At 55.3% G+C, this 24,821-nt stretch carries 30 protein-coding genes; 24 read left to right on the forward strand and 6 right to left on the reverse strand.

The annotated features are described in order from the left end of the window. Window positions 1-57 precede the first annotated feature (57 nt). The 17 genes from alr to FEE96_RS04005 all read left to right on the forward strand — a co-directional run bounded on the left by alr (window position 58) and on the right by FEE96_RS04005 (window position 15,506). Complete coding sequence (alr, locus tag FEE96_RS03925; protein WP_138161718.1) at window positions 58-1,092, forward strand: alanine racemase; 1,035 nt, start codon at window positions 58-60, stop codon at window positions 1,090-1,092. Continuing rightward, complete coding sequence (locus tag FEE96_RS03930) at window positions 1,089-1,871, forward strand: MlaE family ABC transporter permease (protein ID WP_138161719.1); 783 nt, start codon at window positions 1,089-1,091, stop codon at window positions 1,869-1,871. Before alr ends, FEE96_RS03930 begins: the two co-directional genes overlap by 4 nt. Continuing rightward, a complete protein-coding gene (locus tag FEE96_RS03935; RefSeq protein WP_138161720.1) occupies window positions 1,868-2,614 on the forward strand; it encodes an ABC transporter ATP-binding protein in 747 nt (248 codons plus the stop codon). Before FEE96_RS03930 ends, FEE96_RS03935 begins: the two co-directional genes overlap by 4 nt. Before the next feature lie 15 nt (window positions 2,615-2,629). Continuing rightward, complete coding sequence (locus tag FEE96_RS03940; RefSeq protein ID WP_138161721.1) at window positions 2,630-3,595, forward strand: DUF2971 domain-containing protein; 966 nt, start codon at window positions 2,630-2,632, stop codon at window positions 3,593-3,595. A 167-nt stretch (window positions 3,596-3,762) separates the two neighbouring features. After that, window positions 3,763-4,146 (forward strand): hypothetical protein, encoded by a 384-nt coding sequence (locus tag FEE96_RS03945; RefSeq protein ID WP_138161722.1) that lies wholly within the window; start codon window positions 3,763-3,765, stop codon window positions 4,144-4,146. A gap of 89 nt (window positions 4,147-4,235) precedes the next feature. After that, window positions 4,236-4,685, forward strand: coding sequence for a paraquat-inducible protein A (locus tag FEE96_RS03950; protein WP_138161723.1), 450 nt, complete (start codon window positions 4,236-4,238; stop codon window positions 4,683-4,685). Window positions 4,686-4,910: 225 nt separating this feature from the next. Further along, a complete protein-coding gene (gene radA / locus FEE96_RS03955; protein ID WP_138161724.1) occupies window positions 4,911-6,275 on the forward strand; it encodes a DNA repair protein RadA in 1,365 nt (454 codons plus the stop codon). 41 nt (window positions 6,276-6,316) lie between these two features. Then, window positions 6,317-6,871: a CvpA family protein gene (locus FEE96_RS03960; RefSeq protein ID WP_138161725.1), complete on the forward strand. Its 555-nt coding sequence runs from the start codon at window positions 6,317-6,319 to the stop codon at window positions 6,869-6,871. A 371-nt stretch (window positions 6,872-7,242) separates the two neighbouring features. Further along, complete coding sequence (locus tag FEE96_RS03965; RefSeq protein WP_138161726.1) at window positions 7,243-7,917, forward strand: Hint domain-containing protein; 675 nt, start codon at window positions 7,243-7,245, stop codon at window positions 7,915-7,917. 474 nt (window positions 7,918-8,391) lie between these two features. After that, entirely contained in the window at window positions 8,392-9,918 is a 1,527-nt protein-coding gene (gene purF / locus FEE96_RS03970) for an amidophosphoribosyltransferase (RefSeq protein ID WP_138161727.1), read from the forward strand. A gap of 198 nt (window positions 9,919-10,116) precedes the next feature. Continuing rightward, entirely contained in the window at window positions 10,117-10,659 is a 543-nt protein-coding gene (locus tag FEE96_RS03975) for a DUF2199 domain-containing protein (RefSeq protein WP_138162134.1), read from the forward strand. A 209-nt stretch (window positions 10,660-10,868) separates the two neighbouring features. After that, on the forward strand, window positions 10,869-11,117 hold the full coding sequence (locus FEE96_RS03980) for a pilus assembly protein PilP (RefSeq protein ID WP_138161728.1): 249 nt from the start codon (window positions 10,869-10,871) through the stop codon (window positions 11,115-11,117). A 54-nt stretch (window positions 11,118-11,171) separates the two neighbouring features. Beyond that, window positions 11,172-11,819, forward strand: a complete 648-nt coding sequence (locus FEE96_RS03985) for an SDR family NAD(P)-dependent oxidoreductase (RefSeq protein WP_138161729.1) — start codon at window positions 11,172-11,174, stop codon at window positions 11,817-11,819. A gap of 32 nt (window positions 11,820-11,851) precedes the next feature. Continuing rightward, window positions 11,852-12,508 carry a class I SAM-dependent methyltransferase gene (locus FEE96_RS03990; protein ID WP_138161730.1) on the forward strand — a complete coding sequence of 219 codons (657 nt, stop codon included), beginning with the start codon at window positions 11,852-11,854 and terminating at the stop codon, window positions 12,506-12,508. 245 nt (window positions 12,509-12,753) lie between these two features. Continuing rightward, window positions 12,754-13,536 (forward strand): 5'/3'-nucleotidase SurE, encoded by a 783-nt coding sequence (gene surE, locus FEE96_RS03995; RefSeq protein WP_138161731.1) that lies wholly within the window; start codon window positions 12,754-12,756, stop codon window positions 13,534-13,536. Beyond that, the gene (locus FEE96_RS04000) at window positions 13,533-14,180 is read left to right on the forward strand and encodes a protein-L-isoaspartate(D-aspartate) O-methyltransferase (RefSeq protein ID WP_138161732.1); all 648 of its coding nucleotides are present in this window, start codon (window positions 13,533-13,535) and stop codon (window positions 14,178-14,180) included. Before surE ends, FEE96_RS04000 begins: the two co-directional genes overlap by 4 nt. A gap of 117 nt (window positions 14,181-14,297) precedes the next feature. Continuing rightward, on the forward strand, window positions 14,298-15,506 hold the full coding sequence (locus tag FEE96_RS04005) for a peptidoglycan DD-metalloendopeptidase family protein (RefSeq protein WP_138161733.1): 1,209 nt from the start codon (window positions 14,298-14,300) through the stop codon (window positions 15,504-15,506). A gap of 71 nt (window positions 15,507-15,577) precedes the next feature. Here FEE96_RS04005 and FEE96_RS04010 read toward each other — a convergent pair whose 3' ends face one another. Next, entirely contained in the window at window positions 15,578-16,420 is an 843-nt protein-coding gene (locus FEE96_RS04010) for an ATP-binding protein (protein WP_138161734.1), read from the reverse strand. 170 nt (window positions 16,421-16,590) lie between these two features. Between FEE96_RS04010 and FEE96_RS04015 the strand changes: the two genes are divergently transcribed. From FEE96_RS04015 to FEE96_RS23410, 3 genes are all read left to right on the forward strand, one after another. Continuing rightward, a complete protein-coding gene (locus FEE96_RS04015; protein ID WP_138161735.1) occupies window positions 16,591-17,427 on the forward strand; it encodes a PhzF family phenazine biosynthesis protein in 837 nt (278 codons plus the stop codon). Between the two features lie 270 nt (window positions 17,428-17,697). Continuing rightward, window positions 17,698-18,465, forward strand: coding sequence for a Stf0 family sulfotransferase (locus FEE96_RS04020; protein ID WP_138161736.1), 768 nt, complete (start codon window positions 17,698-17,700; stop codon window positions 18,463-18,465). A 231-nt stretch (window positions 18,466-18,696) separates the two neighbouring features. Beyond that, complete coding sequence (locus FEE96_RS23410; RefSeq protein WP_171021605.1) at window positions 18,697-18,855, forward strand: hypothetical protein; 159 nt, start codon at window positions 18,697-18,699, stop codon at window positions 18,853-18,855. A gap of 100 nt (window positions 18,856-18,955) precedes the next feature. Here the strand turns inward: FEE96_RS23410 and petA are convergent, their stop codons facing one another. The 4 genes from petA to FEE96_RS04040 all read right to left on the reverse strand — a co-directional run bounded on the left by petA (window position 18,956) and on the right by FEE96_RS04040 (window position 21,343). Then, window positions 18,956-19,588, reverse strand: a complete 633-nt coding sequence (gene petA / locus FEE96_RS04025) for a ubiquinol-cytochrome c reductase iron-sulfur subunit (protein ID WP_138161737.1) — start codon at window positions 19,586-19,588, stop codon at window positions 18,956-18,958. Between the two features lie 124 nt (window positions 19,589-19,712). After that, on the reverse strand, window positions 19,713-20,639 hold the full coding sequence (tatC, locus tag FEE96_RS04030) for a twin-arginine translocase subunit TatC (protein ID WP_138161738.1): 927 nt from the start codon (window positions 20,637-20,639) through the stop codon (window positions 19,713-19,715). Then, on the reverse strand, window positions 20,636-21,121 hold the full coding sequence (gene tatB, locus FEE96_RS04035) for a Sec-independent protein translocase protein TatB (RefSeq protein ID WP_138161739.1): 486 nt from the start codon (window positions 21,119-21,121) through the stop codon (window positions 20,636-20,638). The genes tatC and tatB overlap by 4 nt, the downstream gene beginning before the upstream one ends. A gap of 6 nt (window positions 21,122-21,127) precedes the next feature. Continuing rightward, window positions 21,128-21,343, reverse strand: a complete 216-nt coding sequence (locus FEE96_RS04040; protein WP_138161740.1) for a twin-arginine translocase TatA/TatE family subunit — start codon at window positions 21,341-21,343, stop codon at window positions 21,128-21,130. A 219-nt stretch (window positions 21,344-21,562) separates the two neighbouring features. On the opposite strand from FEE96_RS04040, the gene FEE96_RS04045 reads away from it, so the two are divergent. Next, a complete protein-coding gene (locus FEE96_RS04045) occupies window positions 21,563-21,871 on the forward strand; it encodes a hypothetical protein (RefSeq protein WP_138161741.1) in 309 nt (102 codons plus the stop codon). A gap of 33 nt (window positions 21,872-21,904) precedes the next feature. Then, on the forward strand, window positions 21,905-22,570 hold the full coding sequence (locus FEE96_RS04050) for a helix-turn-helix transcriptional regulator (protein ID WP_138161742.1): 666 nt from the start codon (window positions 21,905-21,907) through the stop codon (window positions 22,568-22,570). 96 nt (window positions 22,571-22,666) lie between these two features. Here the strand turns inward: FEE96_RS04050 and FEE96_RS04055 are convergent, their stop codons facing one another. Continuing rightward, window positions 22,667-23,566: an SDR family oxidoreductase gene (locus FEE96_RS04055; protein WP_138161743.1), complete on the reverse strand. Its 900-nt coding sequence runs from the start codon at window positions 23,564-23,566 to the stop codon at window positions 22,667-22,669. 56 nt (window positions 23,567-23,622) lie between these two features. Here FEE96_RS04055 and FEE96_RS04060 point away from each other — a divergent pair, with 56 nt between their 5' ends. Both FEE96_RS04060 and FEE96_RS04065 read left to right on the forward strand, forming a co-directional pair. After that, on the forward strand, window positions 23,623-24,090 hold the full coding sequence (locus FEE96_RS04060; protein WP_246079292.1) for a winged helix-turn-helix transcriptional regulator: 468 nt from the start codon (window positions 23,623-23,625) through the stop codon (window positions 24,088-24,090). 271 nt (window positions 24,091-24,361) lie between these two features. Next, entirely contained in the window at window positions 24,362-24,745 is a 384-nt protein-coding gene (locus FEE96_RS04065; protein ID WP_138161744.1) for an SH3 domain-containing protein, read from the forward strand. The last annotated feature ends 76 nt before the right edge of the window (window positions 24,746-24,821 follow it).

Consider the following 24,821-nt stretch of genomic DNA (forward strand, 5'->3'; position numbering starts at 1 on the left):
TAATCCCTGCAGCTATTCCCCTCTTGACCCCTGCCCCGCGCATGTCATGAACACCCTATGAGCACAGCAAAACTATCGATCGATCTGGACGCCCTGGCCTCCAACTGGCGCAACCTTGACACCCTCAGCGCAGGTGAAACTGCGGCCGTGGTCAAGGCCAACGGCTATGGGTTGGACGTTGCACGCGTTGGGCAGGCCCTGGCCCGAGCCGGAGCACGCAATTTCTTTGTAGCAATTGCAGAAGAAGGTGTCGCCCTGCGCCGCGCCCTTGGCCCGGATCTGGGTATTTCAGTATTCTCTGGCCATATGGCCGGTGACACCAAGTTGCTGCAGGATTTCGACCTGACCCCCATGCTCAATTCAGTCGACCAGATGCTGCGCCATTTTGAAAGCCTGCCGGGGCACAAATTTGGCGTCCAACTCGACAGTGGCATGAACCGGCTTGGCATGGAGCCCGCAGAGTGGGCCGCTTTGCGAGACATTTCCCTGGGGCAAAAACCGGTACTGATTATGTCCCACCTCGCCTGTGCTGACGAGCCAGACCATGCGATGAATGCGCTGCAGCTCAAGACTTTTCGCGAGATGACCGAAGGCGTGGATGTCCCTCGTTCCCTCGCTGCGACTGGCGGTATTCTCTTGGGGCCGGAATATCATTTTGACCTCTGCCGTCCGGGTATTGGCCTGTATGGCGGGCTACCTTTTAGGGATGCACTACCGGTAATCTCTTTGGATCTGCCAGTCATCCAGATCCGTGATGTACTGCCCGGTGAAAGCGTCGGCTACGGCAATGCCTGGATTGCACGGCGTCCGTCTCGTATTGCAACCGTTGCTGCCGGATATGCCGACGGGCTGATCCGCGCGATGGGCGCAGGTATCAGCGCCTATGCGAATGACATGGCTTGCCCAGTTGTTGGCCGCATATCCATGGACCTGATCACCCTTGATGTCACCGATCTGCCTGCCGACCCCGAAAACCTGAGCCTGATCAATGCCCACCAAACCGTAGACAAAGTTGCCGATGCAGCTGGCACCATCGGCTACGAAATCCTTACCTCTCTTGGCCATCGCTATACCCGGAGCTATTCCGGATGAACCCACTCAGCCTTCTGGCCCACCTCGGCCGCGTCGTCCTGACCGCGCTTGCCGCCCTCGGCCGCCTGTCCTTGTTTGCCGTCAGCACCCTCACCCATATGCTGCGCCCGCCCTTCTACCCGCGCGAGTTTTTCTCCGCCTTGCTGAATGTTGGCTGGCTCTCGCTCCCTGTTGTCGGCCTCACCGCCGTCTTCACTGGCGGTGCGCTTGCGCTGCAAATCTACTCCGGCGGTGCCCGTTTTAATGCCGAGGCCGTGGTGCCGCAGATCGTCGCCATCGGTATCGTGCGCGAGTTGGGCCCGGTACTGGTTGGCCTGATGATAGCCGCCCGCGTCACCTCCTCCATCGCCGCTGAAATCGCCACCATGAAGGTGACCGAGCAGATTGACGCGCTTGTTACCCTGTCGACACATCCGATGAAGTACTTGGTGGCCCCCCGCGTTGCCGCCGCCCTGATCACCGTGCCGCTGCTGGTTGCTGTTGGCGACATCATCGGCATCGCGGGCGGCTATGTGGTCGCCACCCAGAACCTCGGCTTCAACCCGGCTGCCTATATCAAAAACACCGTCGACTTCCTCGAGCTTAAAGATGTGATTTCCAGCCTGGTTAAAGGCTGCGCCTTTGGTGGTATCGCCGCCACCATGGGCTGCTACTACGGTATGCAATCGGGCCGTGGCGCCCAAGGCGTGGGTGCCGCTACCAAGTCTTCGGTCGAGGCCGCCGCAATCCTGATCCTCGCCGCCAACTTTGTCCTGACTGGGGTGTTTTTCTCGCTATGATCCGCATGCAAAACGTCCACAAGGCCTTTGGCGACAACCGCGTTCTGCGCGGCATGGACCTGCACATCCCCAAGGGCACCTCGATGGTCATCATCGGCGGCTCCGGCACCGGTAAATCGGTCGCCCTGAAATCCGTCCTTGGCCTGATCAAACCAGATTCGGGCACCATTTTGGTCGATGGCAAACCCTCTGACAGCGGCGACCGCGATGCCTTCCTGGCCCGCTTTGGAATGTTGTTTCAAGGCGGCGCGCTGTTTGACTCGCTCCCCGTCTGGCAAAACGTCGGCTTTCGCCTGCTGCGCGGCTCGCTGAAACGCCCCGAGGCCGAGGCCCGCGAGATCGCCATCGAAAAACTGCGCCGCGTTGGCCTGAAAGCGGATGTCGCCGACCGCCTACCCGCCGAGCTGTCTGGCGGCATGCAAAAACGCGTCGGCCTCGCCCGCGCCATCGCCGCCGAGCCTGAAATCATCTTCTTTGACGAGCCCACCACCGGACTGGACCCGATCATGTCCGGCGTCATCAACGACCTGATCCGCGAGATCGTGGTCGAGATGGGCGCCACCGCCATGACCATCACCCACGACATGTCCTCCGTACGCGCCATCGCCGACAACGTCGCCATGCTGCACGACGGCGTGATCCAGTGGACCGGCCCGGTGGCGGATATGGACGCCTCGGGCGATCCCTATCTGGATCAGTTTATTCATGGTAGAGCTGAGGGGCCGATTGAGGCGGTGCGGTAGAAAAGGTTGAATTTTGTGAATGATCAAGAAATCAAAATCCGCGAAGTTTTCTTCCCTTTTTTAGCGCGCCAATTAGATAAAATAACGGACGAAAGCACCGACTTCGTTCATTATACAAGTGCTGAAGCATCACTTAGCATCATTCAAAAGCAAGAAGTTTGGATGCGCAGCGCCGTTGTGATGAACGACTTCTCTGAAGTGCAACACGGTCAAAATTGCCTTACTGCTGCTTGGAACCAATCCGAACTTGGAGGCCGAATAAGAGCAGTCCTAGATCGCTGCCAAGAAGGCCTATCTGCTGTTTTTGAAAAGACGATGAATGAACGGTTAGATGAACAGTTCACTCAAAGCTATATTATTTCAATTTCTGAACACGGTGACAGTGAAGGACTAGAAAACAAGTTCGGTCGATTATCCATGTGGCGGGCCTACGGTGGAAACACAAACGTCGCTTTCGTATTTAACAATGCGCCCTTCATTTCAGATTCCAATGCCTTGAATGCGTTCACATCGCCTGTTCTGTATACCAGTCCAGAGGGTTTCTTAGATTATTTTCGAGAAGTCGTTGAGGGCTTGGAAAACAACTTTGATTTACTCACTGAACTAGGCCCTGAACTGGTTAGCCAAACCTTGTTCAGCGCCTTTCATTTTAGCATATTATCTGCAAAGCACCCTGGCTTTTCGGAAGAACGGGAGTGGAGGGTATTGCACTGCCCAACTCTTTGGCCATCTGATAGGCTTCAATCGCACATACAATGCATCAGTGGAGTTCCTCAGAAAATCTTCAAACTCAAGCTTGAAGATTATCCAGACGAGGGATTTGTAGGAGCGACATTGCCGGAGCTCATAAAAGAAATCATAATCGGTCCAACGCAAGACCCATACCCGATTTACGACGCATTGGCATTTGAACTTCAAAAAGCTGGGGTTGACGATGCTTACGCAAAAATCCGAATTTCCGACATTCCATTGCGCCGATAACTAAATACATTCTCCCAAGTACTCCCGCCGGAGCCACCCTACACTAGGCCCGCGCCTGACCTTAGGGAGGTGCGAATGCGCCTTCCCGGGGGAAGGTCAGGCGCGGGGCGGGCCACAAGTGACCCACCCCAAAAGACCACCAATTACCCAACAAGGACTCACCCAAAATGATCCTCATTCTCCTGATGTTCCTCTGCCTGCCGCTGGCAATCTTCTTCTCTTTCCTCGCCAGCTTCCCTGTCCTGAAACAAAACCGCCCTCTCGGCAGCCTCCTCCTGATCACCAGCCTACTCTCTGCCCTCTCCATCCTGTGGGAGCTGCGATTTGACATCGACATAATCTCGCACATGTTCACCTACGACCAGCTCAGCGCCGATTTTCAAGCCTATTTCATGGCGCTCTATTTAGCCACCGCAACGCTCTCTCTCCTCGCCCGCCTGCGCTGGAATCGGGACCACGGCCGTGGCATCCTCCTGGTCCTCGCCATTACGTTCTGGGTTCTGTCACCTGCCCCACATGTCCTGATCAGCCCTGGCGCCTTCATGCACTAACCGGGAAACCCAACAAAACTTTCCCCTCTTCCATTCCGTACCAGAACCCCCAAGTCTTTCAGAATGAAGAATCTAGGAATTTGCCACGCATGCTCATCCGTCTGCTCACCCTCTCGCTTTTGATCCTCTACCCTGTCGCTTGGTTCGCCCCTTTGATGCATGCTGGCCTGCTGCCTCTCTTCGGCCTCAGCGAGATCAGCGTCATCACCGGATTACAAAGCCTCTGGCGCAGCGATGTCATTCTTGCCCTTGTCGTCACCACTTTCGCCATTTTCGCGCCCTATCTGAAAACCATCGGCCTGGCTCTGGTCCAATGGAACCTGCTTGATCCCCGCGCCCAACCTGTGCTGCACATCCTCGGAAAACTCGCCATGGCTGATGTCTTCCTGATCGCGCTTTACATCACTCTGGCCAAAGGCATTGGCTACGTCACGATCGAAGTCGCCTGGGGCCTCTATATGTTCACCGCCTGCATCCTCGCCTCCATCACCCTCGGCCTGATCACCGAAAAAAAACGCAGGTCTGCGCCGGGTCAATGACGGCCGCAGGCCGCCTTGCTTAGCAAGGTCGCAGATCATTGAGGCGGCGCAGACCTGCTTCACACTTGCACTTGCACTGGCGCGTTCAGGGCAAACCTGCCCCTGAACCGCTTCCCCAGCAAAACCCTTCACGCCGCGCAGCGGCGCCACGCCCAAGCCTGCAAGGGCGCGGGAGTACCACGAGAACAGCTTGAACAAACCCTGAACATCAGGCACAAAGCCGCCATGGCTAAATCAAAATCTTTCTCATGTTCCGCCTGTAATGCCAGCTTCTCGAAATGGTCGGGTCGCTGCGAGGGCTGTGGCGAATGGAATTCCATCTCGCAAACCGCGGCTCTGTCGACAGGTCCGGGTAAAAAATCACTGGGCAACACTCGCGGCACCGCAATAGAACTCAGCGATCTGGCAACCAAAGAAACCCCACCGCCCCGCACCCTCTGTGGTGTGGGCGAGCTGGACCGGGTTCTTGGTGGCGGGTTGGTCGCGGGATCTGCCATATTGGTTGGCGGTGATCCCGGCATTGGTAAATCCACACTTTTGCTACAGGCTGCGGCCCAGTTTGCCCATTCCGGTGTAAAAACCATCTACGTCAGTGGCGAAGAAGCTACTGCACAGGTCCGCATGCGCGCCCAGCGACTTGGCCTGGCACAGGCTCCGGTAAAACTGGCCGCAGAAACCAACCTGCGCGACATCCTCACCACGCTCGAAGCTGAAAAGCCGCAGCTGGTGATCATCGATTCCATCCAGACCATGTGGGTCGACACGGTTGATTCCGCCCCCGGCTCAGTCAGTCAGGTCCGCTCCGCCGCACATGAGTTGACCAGTTTTGCCAAACGCAACAACGTCTCAATCGTCATGGTTGGACATGTTACCAAGGACGGCCAGATTGCAGGCCCGCGCGTGGTGGAGCATATGGTTGACACTGTGCTGTATTTCGAAGGTGAACGCGGCCATCAGTTCCGGATCTTACGCGCCGTGAAAAACCGTTTTGGTCCTGCAGATGAAATCGGCGTCTTCGAAATGACAGGTCGTGGCCTGGCCGAAGTCACCAACCCCTCTGCCCTGTTTCTGTCTGAACGCGGCGAACCTAGTCCCGGTTCAGTGGTTTTTGCCGGCATTGAAGGCACCCGACCGGTGCTGGTTGAAATGCAGGCGCTGGTCGCCCCTTCGCCCCACTCGCAACCCCGCCGCACAGTTGTCGGTTGGGATGGCGGACGTCTGGCAATGATTCTTGCGGTGCTAGAAGCACGCTGCGGGATTCCCTTTGCTGGACTTGACGTTTATTTGAACGTGGCTGGGGGAATGAAAATTTCCGAACCCGCCGCCGACCTGGCTGTTGCTGCAGCCTTGCTCAGTGCACGTGAAGACACTGCTTTGCCCGCAGATACTGCAATATTTGGTGAAATCTCTCTGTCTGGTGCCCTCAGACCCGCCCCACAGACAGAAAACCGGTTGAAAGAGGCGCAGAAACTTGGTTTTACCGCCGCTATAGCTCCAAGCGGTGGTAAATCCGTCTCGATCAAAGGTATCGGTTTACGCCGGGTAACCGACTTGACGGGATTTGTTGGCGATTTCTTTGGGGCCGGCTAAGGTCGCACAAATTTAAAAGCGCAGAGTAACGGGCGAGGGACATGGACGGTTTCACCATTATCGACGGGGTCGTGGCCCTAATTATCGTAGTATCGGCATTGCTGGCCTATGCACGCGGCTTTGCCCGCGAGGCAATGGCCATCGCTGGCTGGATTGCCGCCGCAGTGTTGGCCTTTATCTTTGCGCCGCAGGTCGAGCCCCTGATGGGGGAAATCCCTGTGGTCGGAGAATTCATCTCAGACAGTTGCGAACTCTCAATCATTGCCGCCTTTGCAGCGGTCTTTGCGCTGGCTCTGATTGTTGTTTCGTTCTTCACCCCCCTGTTCTCTTCTATGGTACAGCGCTCGGCGCTCGGCGGATTGGATCAGGGCATTGGTTTCTTCTTCGGAGTGCTGCGGGGCATTCTCTTGGTTGCCATCGGCTTCTTTCTCTACAATGTCGTGATGACCGGGCAGAGTTTTGCAATGGTTGACAACAGCCGTTCAGCGGTGGTGTTTGAACGTATGATCACCAAAATTGAGAACCGTGACCCCGAGCAGGCACTGGGTTGGGTTACCCAACAGTACGAACAACTGATCGGCAACTGCCAACAGTAAATCACACCCTCGCGGTGACAGGGCGCCCAGTGGGCGCCCTTTTTTGTGCGCCCTTCATAATTCCGCCCTTATTTTCTGCCGTATAATCCACCTGCGGTTAACGCAAACTTATCGCATTAACTAATTGTTAACGAACGAGAATCATTTCTCTTGATCCCCCGACACCCAGATTGACGAAATCGCCAAAGGTTAACAGATTCTCTCTCTGGTTGCTCGAATAGTTAACAATCCGGGGCAAAAAGGGCTCTTTTTCCCCAAAAAAGAAACCAAAACAGCAATCGGCCCCATCTGTGCCTCATTTAGGGCCAATTTCGCTGGCCATGTAGGGTCAGACAGAACGTCAGGCACTATCGACCAGAAGGAACGACAACATGCTACTGGACCATTTCAACTCTTTCGCAGACTTTCAGTCGGTGAACCTGCTGATGGAATTCCCGGTATCCAAGCCTGTTGCACCCGCTGTTCGCCGCCCCCGGCCCCAGGCTGGCGGCTTTCTGCCTGACACTCTGGTTGAAACCGATCGCGGTTTTGTTCAGATGCGGGACGTGAAGCCCGGCGATAGCATCTACACTTTTGATGGCGGCTGTCAGGAAGTGAAATCGATCAATCATTCTGTTCCACGCATGACTACCCTGGTACACGTTCCTGCTGGTGCTCTTGGCAATGACGTCGATCTGATGCTGCCCTCCGACCAGATGGTAGCCTTGGAACTGGATGCTGCCGAGCGTCTGTTTGATGTCGCCCTGGTGATGACCAAGCTGATCTCGCTGGTTGGCTACAAAGGAATCACACCTGCCATGCCAGAGCGTCTTGCCCGTATCCACCTGAGCTTTGCAGAAGAAGAGCTGATCTGGGCTGAAAGCGGCATGCTGTTGCAGGCCCCCGGCAGCACTCTCGACTCAGCGTTCCGCAAATTGTCATTCGCCGAAACGCGCCAAATTCTGGCCAGTGAAGATGGTCGTGCTCTGGCCCTGACAGGTATGGATCCGGTGTCCGCACCTGAACCAAGCCCCCTGGACAAAGTTCTGGCGCCCCTCGCCGCTTAACTCCCTTATTCTCCCCGACTCACGGCCCGCTTAGTGCGGGCCTTTTCTTTGTCGTCTCATGTGTTCCAGATCGCAGAAACCCATCCCCCAACACCCTTCGCGCAGCCTCATTCCAGGACCTGCGGCAAATGATACATCCAATACATGTGATCCTTTGATGACAACCGAGGTCTAAGCCTCTATGTCGGGGCCAACGTCCCAAACGGATTCGAAGCCACCCGCCTTGCCGATGCCGAAGATGACACCAGTTCCCTCCGATACGAAAAAGAAATCGCACCACAATTGCGACGGCTTTGTCTTGTCTGGAGCGATTGATAGTACCAATCGTGTCGCGTTTGGCTTTTGGGGAGACCGAGGCTACCGATCACCGAAAGGGTCACGATGATCGTCGCACTGTCACCAGACACGATCAATGACAACACGACTGAGCATGCTCAGCTGACGAAACACGCAATGTGAAAGTGGAGCCACTGAATGTGTGGGATTTTGGGGATAGCAAGCCGGACCGATGAGGTCTTTGCAGAAATTTATGACGGTTTGCTGATGTTGCAGCATCGTGGTCAGGATGCCTCTGGTATCGTGACCTATACCGGCGAAAACTTTCGCGAACAAAAGGCCACTGGTCTGGTCAAGGATGTCTTCGATGCAGACGATGCCAAAGTCCTGACCGGCAAAGTTGGTATTGGTCACGTCCGGTATCCTACAGCTGGCTCGCTAAATGCCTCCGAGGCACAGCCCTTCTTTGTTAACGCGCCCTACGGTATCTATCTTGTCCACAACGGCAACATCACAAATACCACGGAACAGCGTGAAAAGATCATTGCCAAATATAGCCGTCATCTGCGCACCACTTCGGATTCCGAAATTCTGCTGAATGTCCTGGCAGACAAAATTTCCGATAGCATCAAGGTCAACGGCACCGCGGATCCCAAGCGCAACCTGTTTGCCGGGGTCAAAATGACAATGGAACGCATACAGGGTGCTTATTCGGTAATCACCCTGATCGCTGGCGTTGGTATGCTGGCCTTTCGTGACCCACATGGCATCCGCCCACTCTCGGTTGCTCAGCGGACTAATGAAAATGGCGAACATGACTATGCCTTCGCTTCTGAAGACGTGGCCTTTGGCATCAATGAATTTGAAAAGCTGCGTGATGTGGCACCGGGCGAAGCCATCTTGATTGATCTCGACGGCAATATGCACAGTTTTCAGGCAGTTGAGGGGAAACTGACCCCCTGTATTTTCGAATATGTCTATCTGGCACGCCCCGATTCCATGTTGGATGGGATTTCCGTTTATAAAACCCAGCTGCGGATGGGGCAGACCCTGGCCAAGCAAATTCAAGACGCAAATCTTGAGATCGACAGCATTATCCCGGTCCCGGATTCCGCCCGTCCCGTCGCACTGGAAGTGGCCAACGCCACCGGCATCCGCTACCGCGAAGGTCTGGTCAAAAACCGCTATATTGGACGTACGTTCATCATGCCCGGCCAGGCCGAACGCCAGAAATCCGTCCGTCGCAAGCTGAATGCTATCCCGCTGGAAATGAAGGGGCTCAACATTCTGTTGATCGACGATTCCATCGTACGAGGCAACACGATCAAAAAGATCGTTCAGATGTGCCGCGACGCCGGAGCCAAAAAAGTCTATGTGGCCAGTGCATCGCCACCCGTGAAGTTTCCCAATGTCTATGGAATCGACATGCCGACCAAGCGCGAACTGGTCGCAGACAATCGCTCAATTGAAGAGATCCAACAGGAACTTGGCACTGACGCTCTCATCTATCAGAAACTAGAAGATCTGATTTGGGCAGCGAAAGAGGGCAACAAGGATATCCAACAGTTCGATTGTTCCTGTTTTGACGGCGACTATCTAACCGGCAGTGTGAGCGACAGCTATTTGGAATCACTGGAAAACAGCAATCGCGTCAGTGAAAAGATGAGTGCCGCACCGATCGCTGGAGAGTCCTGGAACGGCGCCAAACTAGCCACAAACGGGTAGTGCGGTCATCGCTAAGATTTCTCAAACGCAAGCGGCTAACTGCTTACATTGAGGATCTGAGGTCGGCAAAAATTGATATTTGAGCCTCAGCGGAGTATAGGCTCGAATCATCCAGTATTGGAGGCGCTGTCCGTTTGGTCAGCGCCTTTTACTTTGCCCATGTGAAAGGCCCGCCCTTTGGACGCGCACCTCGCCCGTATGTTGACTTCGTCACGCCAGTGTCGCTGCTGTGGCGCCACCTTTGCACAATTGCTCAGCCTGGCCTGCGATCGTCCGGACATGTGTCCTGAAGACATGCCTCAACAAGACAACACAGCCATCATTGCCGAGCGCGGCGATGTGCTAACAGATGACTTCTGTCGCATTGGCGACCTTCATTTCCTGCGCTGCGTACTTGCTGTGCCGTTGATTGGCGGCGATGAGGAAGAGTTTGTTCTTGGCACCTGGGCCAGTGTCAGCCGTGAAAACTTTGACTCCTATATGGATCTGTTTGAGCTGCGTGAAACTGAAACGCTTAGCAATTGCCCGGCCTGGCTGTCCAACGCGATCCCTCCGGGCATGGGAGAACCGGTCGCTGGCATGCTGCACATGCGGCCAGAGGGCCAATACCCCGAACTGATGATTTCAGAAACCGGACACCCACTATATCCACTGCAGAAAAACGGGGCGCAGCTCGAAGAGCTGTTCGATCTCCTTTACTCTTACGGCCATGATATGGCTTCGCTGGTGTATGACGCCTGACGCAGATCTAATCTGAATTTCAAGGGTGGTGCGGCCACCCGTCTCTTATTTTCAAGGGTCTACGCAGGGAATTGCCGACAGGCACCCCATTGCGCTACATCCCGCGCACCGCCTTTTTCCTCCTTATGTTCCCCCCCGTTTGTGGCTGCTAAGCGCTGCAACGACCAGACAAGTATGGCCGCACCTTTGCGGCCAAGAGGATACCGACGATGACAAATGCTAAAGTGGCCGACCTGGCAACCCAAAGCGAAACACTCGATCAAACGTCACTGACCCTGATGGGATTATTCGGGCCTGCGCAAGACCTCAGCGCCCTGATGCGCCTGCCCAGCGGTCGTGTACGCCGGGTAAAACGTGGCACGCGGTTGTCGTCGGGTCGCGTTGTCGGCATTGATACACATGGCGTCTTGCTAGAGAAAAACGGTACAACCCGACGTCTTGCGATGCCCGGCAGTTAATCCGCCGCAGCAAGGCCTCTTGACCCGCTGCCACACTCGGACCACAAGGCTGCCATGACACAGAAAATTGCTCTCATCACCGGCGCATCGCGCGGACTGGGTGCCGCTCTGGCCGAAGCCCTGGCGCCAACCCACCATATCATCGCAGTGGCGCGGACCACTGGCGCTCTGGAAGAGTTGGATGACCGTATCCAGTCGGCAGGCGGCAGCGCTACGCTGGCACCGATGGATGTGACCAATGCTGACGCCATGGCAACCCTGTGCCGCGGAATTCATGACCGCTGGGGCAAGCTTGACCTGTGGCTGCACAGCGCCATCCATGCCGTACCCCTAAGCCCGGCAAATTTTGCCGCTGGCTCGGACTGGAACAAATCCATTGCCGTCAACGCAAGCGCGACGGCCTTGCTTATTTCTTATGTGGCGCCATTGCTTGCACAACAGGGTCAGGCCATCTTTTTTGACGATCCCCGCGCAGGACAAAAATTCTTTGGCACTTACGGCGCCACCAAAACCGCGCAGATGGCGCTGGTCGGTTCTTGGGCAGCTGAGACCGAAAAAACCGGACCCAAGGTATCCGTTGTCACGCCACAGCCCATGCCAACCGCCCTCCGCGCACGGTTTTTCCCAGGCGAAGATCAATCAGAATTGGCAAACCCGATGGATGAAGCCAAGCGCCTGTTGGCAGAGCTGCAGCTGACTTGACCTTGGTTACAACTGGCCGATAGCCTGCGCCTATGCGCCGTCTCTCTCTCTTTCCCTCCCGCCGGACCACGTCTGAAACGGCGGTAAAATCTCTATACGCCCGGGCTGCAGATGGTTGGCAGGCTGGGATAGAGCGCATTGGCTACAAAGAAGCCTATCACGCATTGACGCGCAGTGCCGTGATCGCTGCGCCGCTTGATGGGCCGGGCAAAGTGCTGGACGCCGGAGCAGGCACAGGCGCACTCTCATTTGCGTTTGCACAGAATACGCAACTCCCATGCCACTATGATCTTCTGGACCTGTCACCAGAAATGCTAAACCGGGCTGGCAACATCATCTCTGCATCAACGCGCCAGATTATTGGGGCTATTGGGGCAGCAGACCTCTCATGCCAAAAATATGATCGCGTTCTATGTGGTCATGCAATCGAGCACTGCGATGATGCACAGGCCGCTTTGGCCTGGCTTTTCGAGCAACTCAGACCCGGTGGGCAGGCAATATTTGCGATATCCAAACCACATTGGTGCACGGCCTTAGTGCGGTGGAAGTACGGTAGCGCAGCCTTTACGCCTGACGTCATCGAACAGATGCTTGCGCAGGTTGGTTTTGTCGACGTCCAAACGCGTCCCCATCACAACGGCCCTCCTAGCCGCCTGAGCTGCGGGTATCTGGCCACACGCCCTCACTGATACGCGCCGTTGGAATGGTGCGTGCAAGCACACACCCTACCTTGCCCTTCCTGTCCGGCGCGACGATCATCCCTCCAACAACAGACCGGTATGTTTGCTAGAGCGGCTTCTGTCCATTCCCCTCAGGCGACCAGCTGTGGCACAGTCAACAACCTCTGGCGTCAGCGCACTGTCAATGTCGCCAAAGACTTGCCCCATGTGCCGCCACCGCCTATGCAGTAAAAAACACCACCAGAGGGCGGCCCATGCGTATTCTCATCACCAATGACGACGGTATCAGTGCTCCGGGGCTTGTGGTGCTTGAAGCCATCGCCCAAACGCTGGCCGGCCCGCAGGGTGAAGTCTGGACCGTGGCCCCGGCCTTTGAACAATCTGGTGTCGGTCACTGTATCAGCTATACCCACCCCACCATGATGACCAAGCTGGGCGAACGCCGGTTTGCAGCTGAAGGCTCACCAGCGGATTGTGTGTTGGCTGGGCTCCATGTGGTGATGAAGGATACCCCACCGGATCTGGTGCTCTCCGGCGTCAACCGCGGCAACAACTCCGCCGAAAATGCGCTGTACTCTGGCACCTTGGGGGGCGCGATGGAAGCGGCCCTGCAGGGGGTGCCGGCAATCGGGCTGTCACAGTATTTTGGACCTCGCAACTATGAAACTGCCAACCCGTTTGAGGCAGCCTCGGTGCATGGGGCCGCATTGATTGCCCGCATTTTTGAGGCAAAAGTGCAGTCGAATAACGACTATGGCCTGTTCTACAATGTCAACTTTCCGCCTGTTCCAGCTGCTGAGGTCAAAGGCACCCGTGTGGCTGCTCAGGGGCTGCGCCCCGGCACCTCTTTCACTGCGGAGCCACAGCTGTCGCCCACGGGGCGCCCCTATCTTTGGATCAAAGGTGGCGACCAGCATATCCCCACTGCGCCGGGAACCGATGCTGCCGTCAATCTGGAGGGCTATATTTCAGTGACGCCAATGCGTGCTGATTTGACGGCCCATGACGCGCTGGAGGCCCTGAAGGTCATTCAATGAGCAGCCCAGACCCCGAAACCAAGATGCAGTTCCTGTTTGCCCTTCGTTCAAAAGGGGTGACCGAAGCCCGTGTGCTGAATGTAATGGAGGAAGTTGACCGCGGGCCCTTTATTCGCGGCTTGTTTGCGCAACGTGCCTACGAAGACATGCCCCTGCCCATTGCCTGCGGTCAGACAATTTCGCAACCCTCCGTGGTTGGCCTGATGACCCAGGCACTGCAGGTGTCATCACGCGATACGGTGCTCGAAGTTGGGACTGGCTCGGGCTATCAAGCAGCAATCTTGTCGAAACTGGCGCGACGGGTCTATACTGTCGATCGCCACGCCCGTTTAGTTCGCGAGGCACGGCAGATTTTTGAAAAGCTACACCTTGCTAATATCACCTCACTGGTCGGGGATGGCAGCTTTGGGTTGCCCGATCAGGCGCCGTTTGACCGCATTTTGGTCACTGCCGCCGCTGAAGATCCACCAGGGCCGCTTCTGGCGCAGCTCAAAGTTGGCGGAATCATGGTTGTGCCCGTGGGTCAGTCAGATGCGGTGCAGACCCTAATTCGGGTGCAAAAAACGCCAGATGGGTTGGAATATGACGAATTACGCCCTGTTCGCTTCGTGCCCCTGCTTGAGGGATTGGGCAAAGAGACATAAGTAGTGCCAAATCCAGGCCTATTCGGGCCTGCCTAGGCCAGAGTTCTGGCTATAGAAATGAACGAGTGACTGTATACCCCCGGCACAAAAGGGGGATCGCATTTGCAGGAGAGCAGAATGACGATGACCTTCCCCTTTTCCCGCCTAACACGCAGCGCCACCATGTTGTCTGCACTGGCGATTATGGCAGCATGTGACGGCCCCTTGGACTATGATTTGCGTGGGCAGGTCGGTGGTTTCAACACCTCCAATGCCGCACAGAACGCGACCACTGGTCGCCCTCCTGCAGATGACCGTGGATTGATCACCTACCCCACCTATCAGGTGGCAGTGGCACAACGTGGAGATACCGTCGCAGATGTTGCTGCGCGGATCGGAATGCAGGCTGACGAAATAGCCCGCTTCAACGGGGTCCAGCCCAGCGACCCTCTGCGACCCGGTGAGGTACTTGCGCTGCCACGCAGGGCACCGGATCAAGTGATTTCCTCAGGAACCCCCGCCAATCCGGGCTCGGTTGATATCGAAGCGCTTGCCGGATCAGCTATAGATGGCGCCACATCCCCTAATCCCGGCTCTGTGACCACCACTCAGTTACAGCCGACACCGTCCAGAGTTGAAAAGCCCGCGGTTCAAGAGGGGCCGGAGCCGGTACGCCACAAGGTCACCCGCGGTGAAACCGCCTATACGGTCTCGCGGCTGTATCAGGTTCCCGTCAAAGCACTTGCCGAATGGAATGGTTTGAGCAGCGATTTTGCCATTCGCGAAGGCCAATATTTGCTGATCCCAATTAAGGACCAATCCGCCCCTGCCCCTGCATCACCGGCAGTCGCCACCACAGTGACAGTTCCCGGTCAGGGTACCACCACGCCTACCCCTCCAAGTTCGACCAAACCTCTGCCACAAGAAAATGTCGCTGCAGTTGCTGAAACGCAGCCCGAAGCACAGGTTGAAGTCCCGACCCCCAGCCGTAACAATCAGGCCGCAATGAGCTATCCGGTTCAGGGCAAAATCATTCGAACCTATTCCAGGGGTAAGAATGACGGGATCGATATCGCGGCGGCCGCAGGCACCCCAGTCAAAGCCGCACGAAGCGGTACAGTTGCTGCGATAACCGAAGATTCCAACAAAGTCCCAATCATTGTCATCCGTCACGATGCAAAGCTACTGACGGTTTATGCGAATGTGGAAAACATCGAGGTCAACAAAGGCGACAAGATCAAACGTGGCCAGACCATCGCTGCACTGCGCAGCGGTAACGATGCCTATGTTCATTTTGAAGTACGTGACGGTTTTGATTCAGTCGATCCACTGCCTTACCTGCAATAAGGCAGTGAAATTGGAGTCGCAGCCCTATCAGGCCTGCGGCGCAAATATGTAAGGTCTTGCCGGACCGCGCGTTAACTCAGTGCAACACCCTGACGCCCTGCCAGATCAACAAAGAACTGCCAGGCGACACGGCCCGAACGGGCACCACGTGTTGCCTGCCATTCTATCGCCTCGGCCCGTAAGGTATCAGCCTCAACACTCACGCCATAAGCCGTGCAATAGCCGTCGATCATCGCGAGGTATTCATCCTGATCACAGGGATGGAAGCCCAACCACAAACCAAAACGATCTGACAGTGAGACCTTTTCCTCGACTGCCTCAGACGGGTTGATGGCGCTGGAGCGTTCGTTTTCGATCATGTCGCGCGGCATCAGGTGGCGACGGTTTGAGGTGGCATAGAACACCACGTTTTCTGGCCGCCCTTCGATGCCGCCGTCCAGCACCGCCTTCAGGCTTTTGTAATGCTGGTCGTCATGGCTAAACGACAGGTCATCGCAAAACAGGATGAACCGTTGCGACGCGCTGCGCAGATGATGCAGCAATCGCGCCACCGAAGGCAGGTCTTCGCGCTGCAGTTCCACCAGCTTCAGATCCGCGTGATCCTTCAACAGTGCCCCATGCACCGCCTTTACAAGGCTCGACTTACCCATGCCCCGCGCGCCCCACAACAGGGCATTGTTGGCGCCATGCCCCCGGGCAAAACGCCGGGTGTTTTCCAGCAATGTATCGCGTGAGCGGTTTATGCCCACCAACAGATCCAAATCCACCCGACTTATATCCGCCACAGGCTCCAGCCGCTCAGGCTCCACATGCCAGACAAAGGCCGTGGCCGCGTCAAAATCTGGTGCCGCGAGGGGCGCTGGTGCCATCCGTTCCAAAGCTTCAGCAATGCGGGTGAGTGTGATCTGGTCCATCGGTGTCTCCGTCCTGTCTTGCCGCTGACAAAGCATGATATCGCCAAAGCAACAAGGGCAAGATCCATGCTCCACATTAATTCAATTATTGTGATATATTCAATCATAAATATCAATTTTCCTTATGCAATGACTTCGAATAGAAAGGACCCAACACAAAGGAGACCACAATGAACCCGCAACGTATCGCAGCTTTTTCAAACGGCCAGGCAGGTGGAAACCCAGCTGGAGTTGTCATTCAGGACCAATTGCCGGCCCCAAAAGAGATGCAGACCCTTGCACGTGAAATCGGCTATTCCGAAACCGTTTTTGCAGCCCCCATGGGCGACCAGTGGCAGGTCCGCTATTATTCGCCCGAAGCTGAGGTCGCTTTTTGTGGCCACGCAACAATCGCCCTTGGGGTTGCTTTGGGGGAAGCTTATCAGGCAGGAACGTTCGATTTGCAGCTGTCACAGGGCAGTATTGCGGTTTCTGCCGCTGAAACTCAAAATGGCTGGACCGCCGAACTCAAGTCCCCCGAAACCTGGTCCAAGCCACTGGACACCGCGCTACTGGAGCAATTGAAATCGCTCTTTGGTCTGAGCGATGATCAACTTGATCCTCGCCTTCCCGCAACCCTGGGCTTTGCAGGCAACCAGCACGCCATACTCGCCCTGCGCAACCGGGCTGACCTGAAAAACATGTCCTATGACTTCGACACGGGTCTCGCCCTGATGCAGGAACACGACCTGACAACAACCAGCCTGCTCTATGTTGAATCGGACACTGTTATTGTCTCTCGCAACGCCTTTGCCATTGGTGGCGTGGTAGAAGACCCAGCCACAGGCGCTGCAGCCGCCGCACTTGGTGGTGCATTGGTTGATCTCAACTGGCCCTCCTTGCAAGGTGGTGGCGCTTTTCAGATCCGACAGGGTGAGGACATGGGGCAGCCATCCATCCTGAATGTCACCGTGTCCGGTAAGTCAGGCGATAGCGTCCATGTCGCAGGCACCGCACGGAACATCTGATCATCCAAGAAAGCCGGTCAATGTGGCAATGCCTTTCAAACCTGCACATTAATCGGCTTCCAAAACCAACTTCTCCAGCGCACCAGAAATGCGGGTGAGTGCAGCCTGTTCCGTCATAACCTGTGGCTGACGAAGCCAATTTCGGCGAGGGCGACAACAGACCGCACATTGATCCAGTACATGTACTGGGCGATCCCGACAAAATGGGACAGCGATGCTGGAAACAATCTATAGTCGGAGTTGAACGTTTTATTTCTAAGAGGCCAAACCATGGCTCATTTTAAGTCCTATGTTATTTGCACGAGCCCACGAAGCGGCAGTACCCTACTATGCAAAATGTTGGGCAACAAGGGAATCGCAGGAGTTCCGGGCTCACATTTTCACGAGCCGTCACTTTCCAAATGGCTTAGCGACTACGGCCTTGATCCTGACAACTACAGCACCCAGCAAGAGACCCTGCAGGCGATTTTCGCATCCGCAGTTGAGCGTGGCAAAGGTGAAACCGATGTATTCGGCCTGCGCCTGCAACGGCATAGCTTTGCCTTTTTCATGCGTCAAATGGCCGTTCTCCTTCCTGAAACAACACTCGAAAAAGAGCGCATATCTTCCGCATTTGGAACAACGCTCTTCATACATCTCACGCGTGAGAACAAACTCGATCAGGCGATATCCTATGTGAAGGCCATGCAAACCGGGTTGTGGCACGCAGCGCCTGATGGAACTGAACTTGAACGCCTGTCAGAGCCAAAGGAAGCGAGCTACAATGCTCAGGCGATTTCAAAAATGCTCTCGGATTTCGTAATCATGGACAGTGATTGGAAAACTTGGTTTGACACACAGCAAATAGAGCCCCTCAAAATCACCTACGAAGACCTATCGCATGACCCTCAAGCTGCGCTTGCGCGGGTTCTTGGGAGGCTCGGCTTGGGATTTAAACCAAGGACTGGCGATGATTTACCAGTCGCCAAACTGGCTGATGCAACGAACAAAGACTGGTCAGACCGATACCTTTCGGAGGTGTCAGAAATAGACAGCTGAACACCGCCATCGAGCTGTTTCTCAAAGACAACCAAACAAAAAGGGGCGCGCTATCTCTGGCGCGCCTTTCCAAATTCTTTGCACAAAGTCACAGTCGCCTTTTTGTCGTTTTTAAATTAGATCTGACTTGGGACAAGATGATAGTGAAACCATGACCTGACAACAAACAGCCTGCTCTATGTTGAATCGGACACTGTAATCGTCTCTCGCAACGCCTTTGCCATTGGTGGCGTGGTAGAAGGCCCAGCCACAGCTGCTACAGCCGCCGCACTTGGTGGTGCATTGGTTGATCTCAACTGGCCCACCTTGCAGGGTGGAGGCATCTTTCAGATCCGACTGGGTGAGGACATGGGGCTGCCCTCCACTCTAAATGTCACCATGTCCGGTTAGTCAGGCGATAGCCTCCATGTCGCAGGCACTGCACGGAACATCTGATCTGTGTCTCAATGGAAGCCGACTAGGATGACCAAGTCAGGCAAAACTGATGAGCTCAACTACGGCTTCCGAAAACCAACCGGTCTAGTTCTTCCTGACTAAGCCCACCCTGATCCGACGTAACAGTGAGTATCCCATGCTTTGAAACACGATGTCTCGGGATACGCATGTTCCACGGGCTCGACCCGCGGCGAACACGCCCCACCGCATCAAAATGCGCACCACCACAGAGGCAAAACCATCCGCCATAGTCCCCAGCGTCAGCCAATGGAACACAGAACCCTCGCGGGCATTTGCCCCAAAGAACCGTAAAAACTCCGTTGAATGACACTGTCCTATTTTCAAAACTAGCAGGTGAGCCCTCAACCATATTTGCGTTTTGCGCCAGACCGTCAGGGAGTTTGCCAACATCATATGTTGCATCTATTGTGACCTGTTCTTTTGTTAGGTGCTTTAGAAAAATGAGCTTTCGATCAAACCGAAGTGTACGATATTCACCAACAGGAACTTCACTCAGATCAATCTGCAACTCCGGCGCAGCCACAATCTCGGCACTGGGTGCCAAGGTTCGACCAAGTCCCCAAATGCCAGCCCCAACCGTAACCGCTCCCATGCCGCAGGTTGCCATCGTTAGGAAATCTCTCCGGCTGGGCTGCGAAGTCGTGCCCGTTTTGTCATCAGGTATCATAGCCCAAGGGTAGAACCAGACCGCCAAGCATTCAACCTACACATGGTCGCACCTGCACCATCACACAGGACAATCAAAAAAGGCGCGCCATCTCTGGCGCGCCTTTATTCAGTTAGCCTCAGACCTATTTGTCTTTACTGTCGTCAACCTCGTCGTCCTCATCGAACTCAGCCAACATTGGATCATCAAAGTGAGGCTCAGCATCAGCTGGATCCATGTCGTCCTCGTCGTCATAGAACCCTTCGGCCCGTAACTTGGCCTCACGTTTTACTTCGACACGGCCCACCAGGAAGATCGAGACTTCGTACAGGCCATAGACCACCACAAACAGGATCACCTGAGTGATCACATCCGGCGGTGTCACCAGCGCAGCCAGCAACAGGATTGCAACAACAGCGTATTTACGAACCGATTTCAGCCCCTCGGCACTGACCAGTCCAACCTTACCCATCAGCGTCAGCAGAACCGGCAACTGGAAGCACATGCCAAAGGCCACGATGAACTTGATCGTTAGGTTCAGATATTCCTGGGCCGAGCCCTGAAATACCACGCTCAATGGTGCCGCGGTCGCATCCGGAACAGCCTCTCCGCCGGATCCAAACTGCTGGAAACCAAGGAAGAACTCATAGGCCAGCGGCGTCACAACGTAAAAGGCAAAGCTGGCACCCAGTGCAAACATGAAAGGTGACGCCAACAGGAACGGCAGAAACGCGCCTTTCTCGTTTTTATACAGTCCCGGCGCCACAAATCGCCAAACCTGCATCGCCAAATAGGGGAACGACAGGATCAATCCCCCCAGCAGCGACACTTTGATCGCAACGAAAAAGCCCTCTTGCGGCGAGATAAAGATCAGGTCGCAGTCCTGCCCCCGATCCGCCAGCACCTGACACAGAGGATTGGTCAGAAAATTGAAAATCGGTGTCGCCACAGTAAAGCAGATGATCATACCGATCAAAAATGCCACCACCATGTGGATCAACCGATTACGAAGCTCAGCCAGATGCTCGATCAGCGGGGCTGAGCTGTCTTCGATCTCTTCAGTCTGGCTCATGATTTACTCTCATCGTCACTCTTCAGCGCCGCCTCGGCTTCTTCTGCCTTGGCCAGCGCCTCAGCAGCTTCACGGGCCTTGCGCTCTGCTGCCGTGCGCGCTGTGGCCGCCTGGATCTTCTTGGCATCCTCAGCACGTTCAGCAGCCAGTTTCCCGGTTTCACTGTCAGGGTCGAATTTATCCAAATCCGGTCCCTTGCCGGTGAAATCCATACTCTTGGCCATGTCCTGGGCTGCATCACGCACCCCATCCATCGCTGATCCAACCGGATTGGTGGCCGTCTTTAGCCCCTTGGCAACATCCTTGATGCCGGACTGGTCTGCGGCATCGTTCATAGCACTGCTAAATTCGCGCGCCATGCCCTTGGCCTTTCCGACAAACCGCCCAACTGTACGAAACATCACCGGCAGGTCCTTGGGGCCAACCACAATCAGTGCAACAACACCGACCACCAGCATTTCGGTCCAACCCAAATCGAACATAGCGGATTACGCCTTGTCTTTGTCAGTTTCAGGCGTGACATCCGTGGCAGTCTCAGCCGCATTTTCTTCCAACTCCTTAGCGCCTTCATTGATGCCTTTTTTGAACGATGTGATTCCTTTGCCCACTTCACCCATCAACGAGCTGATTTTACCACGGCCAAACAGGACCAGAACCACAACAGCGATCAGCAGCAGGCCAGGAAGGCCAATATTGTTCAACATGAGAATGTCTCCTTTAGTTTCGGCGCCCATCCGCGCCGTATATTCGTTTCACTAGTGGTTCTACGCCTGCCGATGTTTGATCGAAAGCAACAACGCCGGACTGACAGGCCATTCCGAGCTGATATTGCATTTTTTTCAGCAAGCCGAACCTCAACTGACAGGTTTATGTCAGTTGCCCCCTGCTAGGTCCAGAGCGTCAACACACATAGGAGATGACAAATGAAAAATGTAGTTGCTGAGATTGTAACTTTTGCCCTGATCGACGGCATCACCAACGAATCCTTTGTAGAGATCAGCAAGGGCACCGAGGCCTTTTGCCGTGCACAGCCCGGCTTTGTCCACCGTCAACTCAGCCGTGGCGAAGATGGCCGCTGGACCGACTATGTGGTCTGGGAAACCATGGAGAACGCTAAGTCCGCAGCCGCTGCCTTTATGGCAGATGGATGCACCGCCGAGCTGATGAAGTCCATCGTTCCAGACAGCGCCAACATGCGCCACGAAGACGTGCTGTGGGACATGGCCGCTTGACGAGACAGGTCGGGACGGGACAAGGGTACTCCCATGCGACGTTCCGACCGCCTCTTTGATATCATCCAGATCCTGCGCGACGGCAAATTGCATCGCGCCCAGGACATCGCGGACCGACTGGAAGTGTCGGTCCGCACCATCTACCGCGACATGGACACATTGGTGGCCTCTGGTGTCCCCGTCGAGGGTGAGCGCGGCGTCGGCTATATGGTGCGCGAGGCGATCACCCTGCCCCCCGTCACCCTAACCGCCGCAGAACTTGAGGCGCTCAACCTCGGCATGGCCATTGTCGCCGAAGCCGCCGACGATGATCTGAAGGCCGCCGCCCTGTCACTGGCTGACAAAATCGACGCTGTTCTGCCGACCGGCACCATTGCCGAGGCAGATGCCTGGAAATTCGCAGTCTACCCCTTTTCCAATGCCACCCTTGGCTTTACCCACATGCCCGCGCTGCGTGCTGCCATCAAGGCGCGTCAGAAACTTCACCTCGACTACAGACGCATCGACGGGGTGCTAACCGCCCGGACTATCAGACCGCTGCATATGGAGTATTGGGGCCGGGTTTGGACCCTCACGGCCTGGTGCGAAACACGCGACGATTTCCGCGTATTCCGCGTTGATCTGATAGAACAAGCCACCGCCCTGCCCGAGCTGTTTGTCGATGAGCCGGGAAAGCGGTTGGAAGATTATCAGAGCTAAGAAGTGGTAGCTGTGCAGACGGATCAGATCTCTCCGAGTACCTAGCTTCAGATCGTTTCGGGCCGAGTGAAGCACCCGGCCCGGCTGTTAGATGAGCTATGCAATCTGTTTTGCATCGGCCCAGGTTTTGATGTGATCTGCGATAGTTGAGAGCTTAACACCAAAGGTTGCTTCAACGGTATTGGTGTCGATTGCCATATCGTCGTTGCCCATTTTCGCAAGCGCGCCATACAAATCGATCAAAGCAAATGCAACACCCGGATTTCCGAGTACATCGCTAACACGTTGACCAAAGTCAGCAGGAGAAAGCGGGGCATATTGTACCGTCTTACCAGCCCATTCCGAGAGTTGCGTAGCCAGTTCATCACCAGTTACAGCCTCAGGGGTCCCGATTTCGTAGCTTTTACCTGCCAAATCGGGGCGTGAAAGCGCTGCAACGGCAACCCTTGCTTGGTCTTGGTGCGACGTCCACGTGACTTTCATATCTTCTGGCAGCGGTGGGTAGTCCAATATGCCTTCGCTTCGCAGACGTGGGACAAACAAATCCGGCACCAAATTTTCTAAGTAGATGGTGGGTTGCAGCACAATCGAAGGGATGCCGCTTGCAAGAACCGCCTGCATGCCACCGGTTGCTCCATCAATCATCATCGAAGACGGGTATCGCGAACCGGATGTTGCGCCAGTGGTGTATACCAGCAAAGGCAAGGAAACACGGTGAGCGGCGCCAAATAGAGCTTTCATCCAATTGGCCGGGTCTTCCGGGGACTGAGGCATTGGCAGGTGGACAAATGCGGCATCGACACCATCCAATACCTTCGCAATGGCCTCCTCGTCATCCAATGTGGCAGCAAAGGCCTGTGCCTCTGGGTGCAGTTTAGAGATTTTTGAGATATCTCGTGCGACGGCTCGTACGGTCATCCCTTTGGCAAGGGCTTCACGTACAACAGGTGCGCCCTGCGCTCCGGTGGCTCCAAAAATCGCGACAGTCTGGTTCATTGTGGTTCTCCATGGTATTAAGGTTACTCTTAGGAACCATAGATAGGAGACAAGAAATGGCGGCGAAAGGAGGCACTAATTCATTGGATAGGCACAGGGAAGTAACCAAGGTTGATATCGACGAGATGAACGACGGTGTCGATTCATGGATCGCCAACGAATTCAGCGGCGTTTGCCCTGTACGGGACCTGTTGGACCGCATTGGCGATAAATGGAGCGTAATGGTTGTTTTGCGGCTTGGACGAGGAACTGAGCGGTTTCGGGCATTATTGCGCGCCGTAGACGGTATTTCACAGCGTATGCTGACCGTTACCCTACGTGCGCTCGAGGCCGACGGGCTGGTTCACCGCGAAGTTTTTGACACACGTCCGCCCTCTGTGGCCTATAGCCTAACTCCACTGGGTGTTTCACTCTTGGTTCACATATCAGCCTTGGCGAACTGGGCTATGGAACATGAATCTGAGGTGAAGGAGGCGCAAGCTGCCTTTTCAGCCAAGACTGCTAAGGCCGCCGGCGAACACTGAAATCGAGCGCTGGAAGTTACGCAGACATCGTTCCCGCTCAAACACACTCAGAACAACAGTTCCACTTCGAAAACATCCCTGTTCTCACAAAGGACCCAGTGCAAACGTTCTACTCAGTGGTGACTGATGAGATGCCCCTATCAAAACCTGCTTGCCACTGTGGCTATGCCGTTTCGGCTCAACATCGATCAAAAGCGAAGTCGGCTGCTAGTTCCATTGCATTTTCAGTCTCGTTTCGTATGCTTTTTAGGGGTGCAAAGGGGTGATCAAAATGAAAAATCTTCTCATTTCAGCTACTGTCGCCACTTTGTGTTGCAGTGCATTGGCTGCACAAACATCCGTCGAACAATCCAAATCCATCCCCATTATGCTGCTCCCCGACACGGATCACGGCACCTGTAGCATTGGGTTGCAGGTCAACCAAGGCGGGGCAGAACTAAGATCAGGACCGGGAACCCAGTTTCCCGTAATCGCGATACTGGAAGCGGGTCATGTGGTATCTGGCTGTAATGAGCAGGATGGTTGGGACGGCGTTATCGATGGACAAGACGAAACCTGCAGCATTGGGATATCGGTCGCCACCCCACGTCCCTATATCGGCCCCTGCGATAGTGGGTGGATCGATCAAAATTCTCTAACATCTATCTATGGCTAAACTCAGCCGATTGCCCCATGGCAAATTCGCACCCCTTAGCCAAAACACCCATCTAGGTGGAACTTTCTTAGCTTGG

The organism is Parasedimentitalea maritima (assembly GCF_005771405.1).
Lineage (GTDB): Bacteria > Pseudomonadota > Alphaproteobacteria > Rhodobacterales > Rhodobacteraceae > Parasedimentitalea > Parasedimentitalea maritima.